Below are 13,093 nucleotides of genomic sequence, written 5' to 3'. Positions count from 1 at the left end.
GCTGGGGTTTTTTTATGGTGGCATCCTCGGAAGAGAGACGGGCCTGTTCGTGGGCAAAGGGCGACAGCAGGCACTCGTGCTAAACGACACGACGCTCGAGTCGGGCATTGACCAGATCAATAATCTGGCGTGACGCTGTTTCGATATCTGTCTGCGCTGTATCCATCACCAGATCAATATTCTTCCAAGGCTCGTAATGACGCGCTTCGACCAGGGGCCAGTCGGGTAATTCCAGGTTCTCAATATCGCTTTCGCGGCTTTCAACGCGATTCCGATGCGTCGCTTCATCCGAGCAGAACAGCTCGATCTGCACGAATTCCGCGTTGGCTGACTCGGCTGCCCTACGCCATGCCTGTCGGGCGTCCTCGACAGCATTGACCGCATCGCCAATGACAATGCGACCCAGGCGTAGGTTATCCGTTGCCAAGCGGCTGGCAACCATTTATCCCACTGTCCCCACCCCATCATCGGGACAGACGTTAGCGTCCCGGACAGCCTGTTCGATCGTATCGATGCGGAGGTGGATTGCGCCAAGTGATTCTGCCACCCTTCTTGCAACGGAGGTCTTCCCGACGCCAGGTAGCCCTCCCAGAATCATCAGCATCTTCCTATCCCTGTGCCAATCTGCGCCATCAACGTGGCGGGGCATCGGAATCCTCTAAGCCGTTTGGGCTACGGGGATCCCAGGTGGCGCATCTCGTCGCCGTATGAACTAGTCTTCTTGCTGTGCCGATGAACTCATCTTCAGACGAGGGAAAAGCCGTGCTGCCAGCGCTACCCGAAGGATTCACGGCTGTCATGACCGGTGCCGGCGGTGGTATCGGTCAGGCCATGCTGAATCGGCTACTGAAGAGTGATCGTCCGGGGCGTGTCATCGCGGTTTCCCGTCAGAGTCTCGAGCATGACGATCGCCGAGTCGAAAATCTCAAAGCCGATGTCACGACCGAAGAGGGGCGCAAGGCGCTAAAGAAGCAATTGGATGGTGCGCCCCTGCACCTGCTATTCAATGCCATTGGCCTGTTGCATGACGAGCGGCGCAGGATCTCGCCGGAGAAGCGGCTCGAGGACCTCGATGCTGAAGCGTTGTCCACGCTATTTCACGTCAATGCCATCACGCCGGTTCTACTGATCCAGACGTTAGTCAGTTCCCTCAAGGGTCGCCATTCCGCCATCATCGCCAGCCTCTCGGCCAGGGTGGGTTCGATCGGCGATAACGAGCTGGGCGGGTGGTACGGCTATCGAGCCAGCAAGGCGGCACACAATATGCTCCTGCGCACTGCCGCCGTCGAACTGGCACGCTATAACCGGCAGGCGATAGTGCTCAATCTCCATCCCGGCACCACTGATACCGTCCTGTCCCGACCCTTCCAGCGCCGAGTTCCGGAAGGCAAGCTGTTCACGCCAGATTTCGTGGCGGCGCGACTTCTCGCGGTAATGGAAGACCGCCGCCCCGGCGAGAGCGGCAGTTTCTGGGACTGGGACGGCAAGCCGGTACCATTTTGATGGCGCTTGCCTAGACCATGACCTGCAACGCTTCGACCAGGCTGCCCATCTCGTCATCGGTGCCGATCGAAATGCGCAGGAAATCGCTGAGGCCATCCTTGTTGAAATGACGAACCAGAATGCCGCGCTCGCGCAGACCGCTGAACAGGCTGGCCCCGCTGTGTCGGGGATGGCGCACGAACAGGAAGTTGGTCTGTGATGGCAGGACCTCGAACGCCATCGCCTCGAGCTGTTGGCGTGTCCACTCGCGGGTGGCCATGACTTGTTCGCAGCACGCCTGGAAATGCGACTGATCCTCGAGCGAAGCGATGGCGACCTCGCTGGCCAGCATGTCGATCGGGTAGGAGTTGAAGGAATTCTTGACGCGCTCCAACCCTTCGATCAGCTCACGCGAGCCGATCGCGTAGCCCACACGCAAACCGGCCAGGCTGCGCCCTTTCGACAAGGTCCCGGTAACCAGCAGGTTGGGGTGATCCGCGATCAGCGGTACGATACTCTCGCCACCGAAATCGACATAGGCCTCGTCGACCAGGACGACGCTCTCGGTGACGCGCTCCAGCAGCTGCGCGACAGCCTGGCGCGTGTGGCCATGGCCGGTCGGTGCGTTGGGGTTCGCGAACACCACACCGCCGTTATCCGTGTCGAAGGCCTCCAGGGCGATCTGCCAGCGGTCGTCCAGCGCCACGGTTCGATAGTGAATATCGTAGAGCTTGCAGTAGACCGGATAGAAGCTATAGCTGATGGCGGGCATCAGCAGTGGCTTCGGCTGGCAGAAGAAGGTCTGGAACGCCAGTGCCAGCACTTCATCGGAACCATTGCCGACGAAGACCTGGTCCGGCTCGACACCGTGTGTCCTCGCCAATGCCTGGCGTAGTGCCAGCGATTCGGGATCGGGGTAGCGGCGAAGGTGGTCCACCGCGAACGCCTGCAACACCCGCTCGACGGCCGGGGAGGGCGGATAGGGGTTCTCGTTGGTATTCAGCTTGACCAGTTTTTCGCGCGGTTGCTCGCCCGGTACGTAGGGCGTCAGGACGCGAACGGCGGGGCTCCAGAATTGACTCATGATCTCTCGCGGGACGTTTTCTACGATGCTCGTTAGGCGTGGCGGGTCTGAGCTCATAGTGACCTCTGGCCCGAAGCGGCGCAAGCCACTCCCGTCGAATGTGGGTGACAGGGTTGATTAGTGTTCTAACTGCCTCATCTATGGGGTATCCGTTCTACTCAACGATCGAAGGCATTCCATGAATCACGACAGACTGCTCTCGCCCCTCACCGTCGGCGACGTCGAACTCCCCAACCGGGTGCTGATGGCACCGCTGACGCGCGCTCGCACCCCGGACAGCGTGCCGGGAGCGCTACAGGCCGATTATTACGCTCAACGCGCCGGTGCCGGGCTGATCATCAGCGAAGCGACCAATATCTCGCCCACGGCGCGGGGCTACGTCTACACGCCGGGTATCTGGACCGATGCCCAGGAAGCCGGGTGGCGTCAGGTCGTCGATGCCGTGCACGATGGCGGCGGCAAGATCGCACTCCAGCTCTGGCATGTCGGACGTATCTCCCATGAGATGGTGCAGCCGGGTGGTCAGGCACCGGTCGCCCCCAGCGCCCTGCGCGCCGAGGGGGCCAACTGCTTCGTCGAATTCGAAGATGGCAGCTCGGGCCAGCATCCGACCAGTACCCCGCGCGCGCTGGCACTCGACGAGATCCCCGGTGTGATCGACGACTATCGCCAAGCTGCCAAACGCGCCCAGCGGGCCGGATTCGACCTGGTCGAGGTCCATGCCGCCAATGCCTACCTGCTGCAGCAATTCCTCGCCACCGGCAGCAACCAGCGCAACGACCGCTACGGCGGCAGTGTCGTCAACCGCGCTCGCTTGCTGCTGGAAGTCATCGATGCCGTCGTCGACGTCATGGGCGCGGGACGTGTCGGTGTACGCCTGTCGCCATTCATCGAGATATTCGGCCTGTCGGATGATGAGCCCGAGGCGATGATGCGCTACCTGGCCAGCGAACTGAGCCGTCGCCGGATCGCCTACCTGCACGTCAATGAGCCTGACTGGACCGGCGAAGGCCCGCAGCTGACCGACGATTTCCGCCGCGACCTGCGCGAGCGCTTCAGCGGTACGCTGATCTACTGCGGGCACTACACGGCCGAACGCGCGGAGACCTTGATCGACAATGGGCTGGGCGACGCCGCTGCTTTCGGCCGCCCCTATATCGCGAATCCGGATCTGGTCGAGCGGTTCCGGCGTGATGCGACTCTCAACGAACCGAATCCGGAGACATTCTACGGCGGCGGCGCCGAAGGCTATACCGACTATCCAGTCATGGATTGAGACGCGCTCGCGTGGCAGCCTGATGCTCTCGTTTGAATGGGATGTCATGCGGGAGACTTACCGCTATCCTGTAGTCACGTGGCCGCCAAGGCGGCCTGTATGGCCCAGAAGTGTAAGGAGAACCAATATGCAGATCAGGACGTTGCTGGCCAGCGCCGCCACGGTAGCCGTACTGGCCGGTTGTGCCAGTGGTGGATCTCAGACTCAGTCCGGCACCGCCGATTCCTCTGCCGGGATGTCGTCGAACGCCGTCACCTACGAAGGCACGCTGCCTTGCCGTAGCTGCGATGGCATCGACCTGACCGTCAATCTCAACGGTACCGAGTCCTCTCCGGCCTCACAGCGCACCTTCACGCTCGAAGCCGACTACATGAATCACCCGCAGAATCCGGATCCCGAGCAGTACGAAGGCCAGTGGGAAACGATGACGGGTACCGCGGTCGACCCGCAGGCGACGGTCTATGAGCTGACGCCGAATGGCGAAGGCCAGATCTACTATTTCCAGAAGATCGATGACCGCACGCTGGAGCTGATCGATCCCCAGCGTCGTCGTTTCGAGAACGGCCAGATGTTGCGCCTGACTCGCCAGTAGGCAAGGCACTGACGAGCGTAGAGGCGGCCATGGGCCGCCTCTCGTCGTTTTGGGCTGACCCTTTGTGGCACCATACGGGTCTTGCGACCCTCTACCCGGCCTGACGGAGACCCCGCGCGTGGCAAAAGCGAAGAGCGCCTTCGTCTGCACCGAATGCGGTGCGGAGTACAGTAAATGGCAAGGCCAGTGCAGCAACTGCCGTGAGTGGAACACGCTGACCGAGATTCGCCTCGGCAGCGCGCGTCCCGGCGCTTCGACTCCTGGTAGCAACGGCGCTCGTGGCGGCTACGCGGGCACGCTGTCGCGGGAAGTCGTCGATCTCTCTGGTGTCGATCTCACCGAGGTACCTCGGTTCAGCTCCACGTTCGAGGAGTTCGACCGGGTGCTCGGCGGCGGGCTGGTGCCCGGTTCGGCGGTATTGTTGGGCGGTCATCCCGGTGCGGGCAAGTCTACCCTGCTGTTGCAGACGGCCTGCCGCCTGGCCCAGAGCAAGCGGGTGCTCTACGTGACCGGCGAGGAGTCGCTGTCGCAGGTGGCGATGCGCGCCCACCGCCTGCAGCTGCCCACGCAGGGCCTCAAGATGCTCGCCGAGACCAGCATCGAGACGTTGCTGGCCGTGGCGGAGCGAGAGCGTCCCGAAGTGTTGATCATCGACTCCATCCAGACCATGCATCTGGAGGATATCGGCTCGGCACCCGGTGGCGTGGCCCAGGTTCGCGAGTCCGCGGCGGCGCTGACGCGCTTCGCCAAGCAGAGCAACACCGTACTGTTGCTGGTCGGCCACGTGACCAAGGATGGCACCCTGGCGGGCCCCAAGGTGCTCGAGCACATGATCGATGCCTCGCTGCTGCTGGAGGGTGGCAGCGACTCGCGTTTTCGCACCTTGCGCGGCCAGAAGAACCGCTTTGGCGCGATCAACGAACTGGGTGTGTTCGCGATGGTCGAGCTCGGTCTCAAGGAGGTCAAGAACCCTAGCGCGATCTTCCTGTCGCGGAGCGAGGAGCAGGCCTCCGGCAGTCTGGTGATGGTGGTATGGGAGGGCACCCGTCCGATCCTGGTCGAGGTCCAGGCGCTGCTCGACGAGTCCGCGCTGGGCAATCCGCGCCGGGTGGCGGTGGGGCTCGACCACAATCGCCTGGCCATGCTGTTGGCGGTGCTGCACAAGCACGGCGGCCTGTTTACCGGCGATCAGGATGTCTTTCTCAACGTCGTCGGCGGGGTCAAGGTGCTGGAGACCAGCGCCGATCTGGCGGTGCTGCTGGCGGTGGTCTCCAGTCTCCAGAATCGGCCCCTGCCGCGGGAGTTGGTGGTGTTTGGCGAGGTCGGCCTCTCCGGGGAGATCAGGCCGGTCCCCAGCGGCCAGGAACGCATCGTCGAGGCCGCCAAGCATGGTTTCACGCGGGCCATCGTGCCTCGCGGCAATGCGCCCAAGAAGGCACCCGCCGGCATGCAGGTGGTGGCGGTCGACAAGCTGGCCGAGGCGCTGGAGGCGCTGTGAGCGGAGGCGGTTCGGCCGTCGCCGCTGAGTCGCGTCGCCGGGTCGGTTAAACTGACTGCCAGGATCGATATCTCCAGGAACGGGACGAGGAGCCAGAAATGAGTGCCATTCGCCTGACCCAGTACAGCCACGGGGCCGGCTGCGGCTGCAAGATCGCCCCAGACGTGCTCGATCGGATTCTCGCCAAGGCGGGACCGGGCGCCAACAGCAAGAATCTGATCGTCGGCAACCAGGGGCGCGAGGATGCCGCCGTCTACGATCTCGGCGACGGCCGTGGCTTGATCTCCACCACCGATTTCTTCATGCCGATCGTCGACGACCCGTTCGATTTCGGCCGTATCGCGGCGACCAACGCCATCAGTGACGTCTACGCCATGGGGGGTGACCCGGTCATGGCACTGGGTATCCTCGGCTGGCCGCTGGACAAGCTGCCGGCGGAAATCGCCGGTGACGTCATGTCCGGCGCCCAGGCCGTCTGCCGCGCCCTGGGCGTTGCCTTGGCGGGCGGGCACTCCATCGATGCGCCGGAGCCGATCTTCGGGCTGGCGGTCAACGGCCTGGTCGATCTCGACCACCTCAAGCTCAACAGCGGCGCCAAGCCCGGCGACCTGCTCTATCTGACCAAGCCGCTGGGCGTCGGGCTGCTGACGACGGCCGAGAAACAGGGCAGGCTGCAGCCCGGGCATCACGGTCTGGCGCGCGAGACCATGCTGGTCGCCAACGACATCGGCAAGGAACTGGCCAAGGTTCAGGGCGTAAATGCCATGACCGATGTCACCGGCTTCGGCCTGGCGGGTCACCTGAGCGAAGTGTGTGCTGCCAGCGGTGTCGAGGCACGAATCGACTTCGCCAAGCTGCCGAGGCTTGCCGAAGCCGAGGCCTACCGGCGCCAGGGTGCGGTGCCGGGCGGTACGAGTCGCAATCGCGAGGCGCTCGGCAAGGCGCTGCCGGACATGGATGCCGCCCATTGGCAGTGGCTGTGCGATCCGCAGACCTCCGGCGGGCTGCTGCTGGCCGTGGATCCGGCCTGGGCCGACGATGTCGAGCGGATCGGGCGCCACCACCAGCTCAAGCTGGAGGCGTTCGGCGAGTGCATCACGCCTCGCGGCGGCGCGGGACTGATCGAGGTGCGCGGTTGAAAAGCGACGAGTTCATCGACGCGGACCTGGCACTGCTGAAACGGCCTCTGATCGATGTGCGCGCACCGATCGAGTTCTCGGCGGGCGCCTTGCCCGGTGCGATCAACCTGCCACTGATGGACGACGACGAGCGCCGAGAAGTCGGCATTCGCTACAAGCAGGCGGGCCAGGCCTCGGCGGTTGCGCTGGGTAACCACCTGGTCTCGGGCGATCGCCGTGAGAGATGTCTCGCCGCCTGGGAGCAGGCGCTCGGCGCGGCGCCGGATAGCGTGATCTACTGCTTCCGAGGCGGCATGCGGTCGAAGATTTCGCAGCAGTGGCTGGCCGAACGGGGCCATCCGCTGCCGCGAATTCGCGGCGGTTGGAAGGCGATGCGCAATCAACTGATCGAGGCGCTCGAGATCCATAGCCCGGCCCCTCTGTTGCTGGTCGCGGGGCTGACCGGTTGTGCCAAGACTGCGCTGATCAACGCGCTTGGTTCGGGAGTCGACCTGGAAGGTCACGCACGTCACAAGGGCTCTGCCTTTGGCCAGCACCCGATGGCCGGCCCTTCGCAGATCGATTTCGAACACGGTTTGACGCTGGATCTGATGCGGTTGCCGCAGGCCCGCGTGGTCGAGGACGAATCGCAGCGCATCGGCCGGCTGGCGATACCGGCGACCTTCTGGCAGTCGATGAAAGCCGCGCCGTGCATCCGCGTGGAGATGCCGCTGGAGTGGCGCCTCGAACAGATCCGCAAGGATTACATCGAGGATCTCAGCGAAATCTACCATCGCCACTATGGCCCGCAGCTGGGCGAGGTGCTGTTTCGCAAGCAGCTTTCCGGTGCCCTGAAACGTCTCGGCAAACGCTTGGGGGGTGAGCGGCTGGCCCGATTGATCGAGGCACAGCAGAGGGCGTTCTCGGCGCAACGCCTCGGCAACGTGCAGGCACACGATGACTGGCTGGCTCCGCTGCTACGGGAATATTACGACCCGATGTATCGTCATCAGCTCGAGCACCAGCCCCGATCGACCCTGCACGTCGGGGACTGGGATAGCTGTCTGGTGGTCGCCCGGCAGTGGGAGCGCGAGTACGTGGCCTAGCGCCTTCGAAGCTAGCGGCCGCCGAGCCACTGGGTCATGACCCGGTCCAGCAGTGCCGACTGCCGATCGAAGCGTTTCGGGTCGCGCAGGATCTCGTCACGGGTCTGGATATAGGCAGCGGGGGCGGTCGTCGGCAGATCGTGATTGCACAGCGCCGCCGTGCCTTGGGCCGTCGATTCCAGATGGCACTGCAGTGCGACGACGCGACCCCCATCCCAGGCGAATCCCTGGACCGGGCCACCCGGCGTGCTGCCCAGAGGCAGGCAGCCATCCGGCAGGCCGAAAATGTCGCGATGCCAGAGCAGCGTCTCGAACATCTCGGGCAGGTCGAAGGGGCTGTCGTCGGCCAGGGTCAGCGGCTGCCAGCCGATCTCCGGCTGAACCGCGGGGGACACGATGGCGCCGAGCGTCTCGGCGATCAGGCCGGCTCCGAAGCCGATGCCCAGTACCGGCTTGTTGCTCTTCAGGGCGCGATCCACCAGCTTGCGCTCTCGCTTGAACAGCGTCGTCTCCGGTGGCGAGAACGCGTCGAGCAGCACGAGTGCGTCGCAGTTGGCCAGCGGTGGCGGCAGTTCGCCCTCGTCGAGCCGGCAGTGGTTGTAGCTGTGACCCATACCGGTGAGCCAGTCCGCCATGCGGGCTGGACCGAACAGCGGACTATGCTGGAGAAAATAGATATGCATGATACGTCCATGATGGGGTCGATCGGGCGACTCCACAAGCGGGGAGTTAGCATTTAGCCATGGCCATCCGTGCCCAAATTCTCGAACAGATCTATACCATCGTGGCGCAGATTCCGCCGGGGCGCGTCACCACCTATGGTCGGATCGCCGGGATGACGGAAGGGGCCACGGCGCGCATGGTCGGTACGGCAATGCGACAGTTGCCGACCGGGCACGACCTGCCCTGGCATCGGGTGATTGGTGCCAGCCGCCGGATCGCGGATCATGGCGGTGCCCAACGACAACACGAGAAACTGCGCGCCGAGGGTGTCGTCTTCGATGCCAGCGGCCGCGTACCCACGCATTTGATGTGGCCAGAATAACGGAGAGTCCATGACCAAGCCTTCGGGTGGCTTCAACGCCAGATTGCGTCAGCTCGACGCGCGCCAGCGGGTCGCATTCATGGCCGCGCTGAGCGAACGGCTGGTACCCAATTACGCGCTCTATGCCGGTGTGAGCGGCCAGGGCAACCCCAGCGTACTCCATAACGTGCTGGATCTGGTGTGGGAGCGGCTCAAGATCGCCGCGGCGAAGATCGACTTCGACAAGCAGGCCGAGAAGCTCGCCGATGTCGAGCCACCGGAGGCCGATGACAGCTTTGGAGCGAGGCGGGCGACGGAGGCGGTCATGGCTCTGACCACGCTGCTGGACACCCTGCGCGGCGAGGCCCCGGAAGCGGCGCTGGAGGTGAGCCGCGTCTCGCGCAACGGCGTACGCGCCTATATCGAGATGACCGAGGGCAGCGAGGACGCCGAGAGGCTCGATGCGTTGTTTCGCGAGCATGAGCTGATGCAGGACGAGCGCGACTTCCAGGACGCGGTGCTCGAAGCACTCGAGGCGGACCCTGGGCTCACGGAGCTCTCGGCATTGCGCGCGCTCGGTCGCAACCAGGGGGTCAGCAACCTGGGCCTGAGTCTCGACTGACCCGCTACCGGTTGTGGATAAACCGGCTACCCTGAGGCGTGTGGATGACGCTGACGACCACTCAGTGCCTCGACCTACGAATGTTCATGGAGGAACACCATGCAGAAGCGCTGGTTGATTGGCGGCCTGACCCTGGCGGCCGTCATGCTGTCAGGCTGCCATAGCCTGACCGGATGGGGAGGGGACGCGCTGCGAACCGAGGCGGTAGTGAAGAGCGCCCACGAGCCGGGCTGCGAGGAAGACAGCTGCGCCAACGTCAATGCAGCCTACTTGCGTTTCCCCGAGTCGCCGCGGCTTTCCGCCGAACTCGAGCGACGATTGTTCGGGCTGGCGAGCGGGCTCAGCGACAGCCCCGACGGCAATGCCATGGGACAGGCCACCTCGTTCGACGCCTTTGCCGATCAGGTCTTTGCGGCTTCGCGCCGCGCTCGCGAAGACGTGCCGCAGCTGCCGGGCTACGAGGCCGATCTCAAGGCCCACGTCGTGGCGGATCATGACGATCTGCTGGTGATCGAACTCGACGGTTATCTCTACAGTGGCGGCGCTCACGGCTTGCCGTTGACCTCCTACATGGTGATCGAGCGCGACACGCAGCAGATCGTCGATCTCGCCGACATGCTGCGGCCGGGCAAGCGGCCGGCCTACGAAGCGGCGCTGGAGCGGGCCCATCGGCGCTGGCTGCAGACGGATCAGGCTAGCGGACTGTCCAAATCCCAGTGGCCGTTCGTCGTCTCCGACAATGTCGCGCCGCTGGCGGATGCCGTCGCGGTCAAGTATCAGGTCTACGACCTGGCACCCTACGCCGTGGGCCAGCCGGTGCTGACCATTCCCTATGCCGATCTCGAGGGCATCTTCCGGCCGCGCTATCTGCCCTGACTATCTGTCCTGACATAGGCACCGAAGCGCACCGCACCAACGCAAGCGCCGCGACCCGGTCGGGTCGCGGCGCTTTTCGTGGATACGCTCTCGCCGCTTCGGCGCAGATCTCTGAGCGCTCAGAGCCGCATTTCGATCCCGTGCTCGGCCATGTAGCGCTTGGCGTCGGGGATGGTGTACTCACCGAAGTGGAAGATGCTGGCGGCGAGCACCGCATCGGCGCCGCCTTCCTTCACCCCGGCCACCAGGTGATCGAGGTTGCCGACGCCGCCGGAAGCGATCACCGGCACCTCGACTGCGTCGCTGATCGCGCGGGTCACGCCGAGATCGAAACCGACCTTGGTGCCATCGCGATCCATGCTGGTCAGCAGCAGTTCACCGGCGCCGTAGTCGACCATCTTGCGCGCCCACTCGACGGCATCCAGGCCGGTGGGGCGACGGCCGCCATGGGTGAAGATCTCCCAGCGCGGCGACTCGCCCTCGGCGCTGACCCGCTTGGCGTCGATCGCCACCACGATGCACTGGCTGCCGAAGCGCTCGGCGGCCTCGCGCACGAAATCCGGGTTGGTGACGGCCGCGGTATTGATCGAAACCTTGTCCGCCCCGGCATTGAGCATGGTACGGATATCCTCGCAGCGACGAATGCCTCCCCCAACGGTGAGCGGGATGAACACCTCGCCGGCAATGCGCTCGACCATCTCGACGGTGGTGTCGCGGTCCTCATGGCTGGCGGTAATGTCGAGAAAGGTGATCTCGTCGGCGCCCTGCTGGTTGTAGCGCTTGGCGATCTCGACCGGGTCGCCGGCATCGCGGATGCCGACGAAATTGACACCCTTGACCACGCGGCCGGCGTCGACGTCGAGGCAGGGAATGATGCGCTTGGCCAATGTCATGAGCGGGCTCCTTCGGTATCGATCCGGTCACCCCGCATCGAATCGCCCTGAATCGAATCACTCAAGGCCTGGGCCTCGGCGACGTCGAGCGAACCTTCATAGATGGCTCGGCCGGTAATGGCGCCGATGATGCCGCTGTCGGCGACCTTGGCCAGGGTGCGGATATCTTCCAGATCGGTCACCCCGCCGGAGGCGATCACCGGCAGGCCGCCGTCGCGGGCGAGTTGGGCGGTGGCTTCGACGTTGACGCCCTGCATCATCCCGTCGCGGGCGATGTCGGTGTAGACGATCGAGGAGACGCCGTCGTCCCGAAAGCGTCTGGCCAGGTCTACTGCCTTTACCGTCGAGACTTCCGCCCAGCCATCGGTGGCGACAAAGCCATCGCGGGCGTCCAGGCCAACGATCACGTGGCCTGGAAAGCGACGACACATCTCGCCGACGAAGTCCGGCTCCTTGACTGCCTTGGTGCCGATGATCACGTAGCTGACGCCGGCGGCGAGATAGTGCTCGATGGTCTCGGCACTGCGAATGCCACCACCGATCTGGATCGGCAGGTCCGGATAGGCGCGGGCAATTGCCGTGACGGCTTCACCGTTGACCGGCTTGCCCTCGAAGGCGCCGTTGAGATCGACCAGATGGAGCCGCCGGGCGCCGGCGTCGACCCAGCGTGCAGCCATCGCCACCGGGTCGTCACCGTAAGAGGTGGCATCGTCCATGCGGCCCTGCTTGAGCCGCACGCACTGGCCGTCCTTGAGATCGATGGCGGGGATTACCAGCATGGTTTCGAGTCCTTTGAGTCAGTCAGGTGCCGTCTGAAAAGCCGGCGGGGCAGCTACGTCTCGGGTTGTGTCTAGGGCGCCCAGTTGACGAAATTTTCCAGCAGCTGAAGGCCATCTTTGGCACTCTTCTCCGGGTGGAACTGCACCGCGAACACGGTGCCACGGCCGGTGACCACATGGGCATCGGCGCCAGCGTAATCGGTCTTGCCGAAGATATCGGCATCGCTGGCGGCTTCGACGTAATAGCTGTGCACGAAGTAGAACCTCGCGCCGTCCTCGATGCCGCTCCACAGCGGATGCGAATGGTGCTGGGTCACCCGGTTCCAGCCCATGTGAGGCACCTTGAGGCGCTCGCCCTCGGGGCTGGTCAGGTTGTGGCCGAAGTGACGCACGCCTCCGGGGAGGAAACCGAGGCAATCGATGCCGCCATTCTCCTCGCTGCGCTCGAACAGCATCTGCTGGCCGACGCAGATGCCGAGCAGCGGTTTGGCCTGCTCCTCGAGCAGATCCTTGACCAGCCCCTCTAGCTCGGTGCGCTGGAGTTCGCCCATGCAGTCGCGGATCGCCCCCTGGCCGGGAAGCACCAGCCGCGAAGCGCCGCGAATCGAGCGCGGATCGCGGGTCACCATGACGTTTTCATGGGTGACGTGCTCGAGCGCCTTGGCCACGGAGTGCAGATTGCCCATCCCGTAATCGATCACGGCGATCGTCATTGCGGTTTCCTCGCTGAGTCGGTGATGGCG

The 13,093-nt window shown here is 64.3% G+C and carries 16 protein-coding genes; 9 read left to right on the top strand and 7 right to left on the bottom strand.

Annotation, left to right across the window (positions count from 1 at the left end; translation table 11 throughout):
* Positions 1–79 precede the first annotated feature (79 nt).
* Both DOM54_RS04100 and DOM54_RS20645 read right to left on the bottom strand, forming a co-directional pair.
* On the bottom strand, positions 80–442 hold the full coding sequence (locus tag DOM54_RS04100; RefSeq protein ID WP_110715075.1) for a P-loop nucleotide/nucleoside kinase family protein: 363 nt from the start codon (positions 440–442) through the stop codon (positions 80–82).
* On the bottom strand, positions 443–604 hold the full coding sequence (locus DOM54_RS20645) for an AAA family ATPase (RefSeq protein ID WP_162619754.1): 162 nt from the start codon (positions 602–604) through the stop codon (positions 443–445). It abuts the gene before it with no gap.
* Between the two features lie 128 nt (positions 605–732).
* On the opposite strand from DOM54_RS20645, the gene DOM54_RS04090 reads away from it, so the two are divergent.
* Positions 733–1,503, top strand: coding sequence for an SDR family NAD(P)-dependent oxidoreductase (locus tag DOM54_RS04090; protein WP_281430313.1), 771 nt, complete (start codon positions 733–735; stop codon positions 1,501–1,503).
* A 10-nt stretch (positions 1,504–1,513) separates the two neighbouring features.
* Here the strand turns inward: DOM54_RS04090 and hisC are convergent, their stop codons facing one another.
* Complete coding sequence (hisC, locus tag DOM54_RS04085; RefSeq protein WP_110715072.1) at positions 1,514–2,566, bottom strand: histidinol-phosphate transaminase; 1,053 nt, start codon at positions 2,564–2,566, stop codon at positions 1,514–1,516.
* Positions 2,567–2,744: 178 nt separating this feature from the next.
* On the opposite strand from hisC, the gene DOM54_RS04080 reads away from it, so the two are divergent.
* The 5 genes from DOM54_RS04080 to mnmH all read left to right on the top strand — a co-directional run bounded on the left by DOM54_RS04080 (position 2,745) and on the right by mnmH (position 8,156).
* Positions 2,745–3,842 (top strand): alkene reductase, encoded by a 1,098-nt coding sequence (locus DOM54_RS04080; protein WP_110715071.1) that lies wholly within the window; start codon positions 2,745–2,747, stop codon positions 3,840–3,842.
* 127 nt (positions 3,843–3,969) lie between these two features.
* A complete protein-coding gene (locus tag DOM54_RS04075) occupies positions 3,970–4,434 on the top strand; it encodes a copper resistance protein NlpE N-terminal domain-containing protein (RefSeq protein WP_110598169.1) in 465 nt (154 codons plus the stop codon).
* Positions 4,435–4,552: 118 nt separating this feature from the next.
* Complete coding sequence (radA, locus tag DOM54_RS04070; protein WP_110715070.1) at positions 4,553–5,932, top strand: DNA repair protein RadA; 1,380 nt, start codon at positions 4,553–4,555, stop codon at positions 5,930–5,932.
* 98 nt (positions 5,933–6,030) lie between these two features.
* A complete protein-coding gene (selD, locus tag DOM54_RS04065) occupies positions 6,031–7,071 on the top strand; it encodes a selenide, water dikinase SelD (RefSeq protein ID WP_110715069.1) in 1,041 nt (346 codons plus the stop codon).
* Positions 7,068–8,156, top strand: a complete 1,089-nt coding sequence (gene mnmH, locus DOM54_RS04060; protein ID WP_110715068.1) for a tRNA 2-selenouridine(34) synthase MnmH — start codon at positions 7,068–7,070, stop codon at positions 8,154–8,156. Before selD ends, mnmH begins: the two co-directional genes overlap by 4 nt.
* An 11-nt stretch (positions 8,157–8,167) precedes the next feature.
* On the opposite strand, the gene DOM54_RS04055 is transcribed toward mnmH, so the two are convergent.
* Complete coding sequence (locus DOM54_RS04055) at positions 8,168–8,839, bottom strand: type 1 glutamine amidotransferase (protein WP_110715067.1); 672 nt, start codon at positions 8,837–8,839, stop codon at positions 8,168–8,170.
* A gap of 59 nt (positions 8,840–8,898) precedes the next feature.
* On the opposite strand from DOM54_RS04055, the gene DOM54_RS04050 reads away from it, so the two are divergent.
* The 3 genes from DOM54_RS04050 to DOM54_RS04040 all read left to right on the top strand — a co-directional run bounded on the left by DOM54_RS04050 (position 8,899) and on the right by DOM54_RS04040 (position 10,678).
* A complete protein-coding gene (locus tag DOM54_RS04050; protein ID WP_110715066.1) occupies positions 8,899–9,201 on the top strand; it encodes an MGMT family protein in 303 nt (100 codons plus the stop codon).
* A 10-nt stretch (positions 9,202–9,211) separates the two neighbouring features.
* On the top strand, positions 9,212–9,802 hold the full coding sequence (locus DOM54_RS04045; RefSeq protein ID WP_110715065.1) for a YjaG family protein: 591 nt from the start codon (positions 9,212–9,214) through the stop codon (positions 9,800–9,802).
* Positions 9,803–9,901: 99 nt separating this feature from the next.
* On the top strand, positions 9,902–10,678 hold the full coding sequence (locus tag DOM54_RS04040) for an RsiV family protein (protein ID WP_110715064.1): 777 nt from the start codon (positions 9,902–9,904) through the stop codon (positions 10,676–10,678).
* Positions 10,679–10,797: 119 nt separating this feature from the next.
* Here DOM54_RS04040 and hisF read toward each other — a convergent pair whose 3' ends face one another.
* The 3 genes from hisF to hisH all read right to left on the bottom strand — a co-directional run bounded on the left by hisF (position 10,798) and on the right by hisH (position 13,063).
* Positions 10,798–11,571: an imidazole glycerol phosphate synthase subunit HisF gene (gene hisF, locus DOM54_RS04035; protein WP_110715063.1), complete on the bottom strand. Its 774-nt coding sequence runs from the start codon at positions 11,569–11,571 to the stop codon at positions 10,798–10,800.
* Positions 11,568–12,350, bottom strand: coding sequence for a 1-(5-phosphoribosyl)-5-[(5-phosphoribosylamino)methylideneamino]imidazole-4-carboxamide isomerase (gene hisA, locus DOM54_RS04030; protein WP_110715062.1), 783 nt, complete (start codon positions 12,348–12,350; stop codon positions 11,568–11,570). Before hisA ends, hisF begins: the two co-directional genes overlap by 4 nt.
* Before the next feature lie 71 nt (positions 12,351–12,421).
* Positions 12,422–13,063, bottom strand: a complete 642-nt coding sequence (gene hisH / locus DOM54_RS04025) for an imidazole glycerol phosphate synthase subunit HisH (protein WP_110715061.1) — start codon at positions 13,061–13,063, stop codon at positions 12,422–12,424.
* Positions 13,064–13,093: the final 30 nt, after the last annotated feature.

It is taken from the genome of Salinicola acroporae (genome assembly GCF_003206615.1).
GTDB classification, from domain to species: Bacteria; Pseudomonadota; Gammaproteobacteria; order Pseudomonadales; family Halomonadaceae; genus Salinicola; species Salinicola acroporae.
Note: the sequence above shows the minus strand (reverse complement) of the source record. Positions and strands in the feature narration are given on the sequence as shown.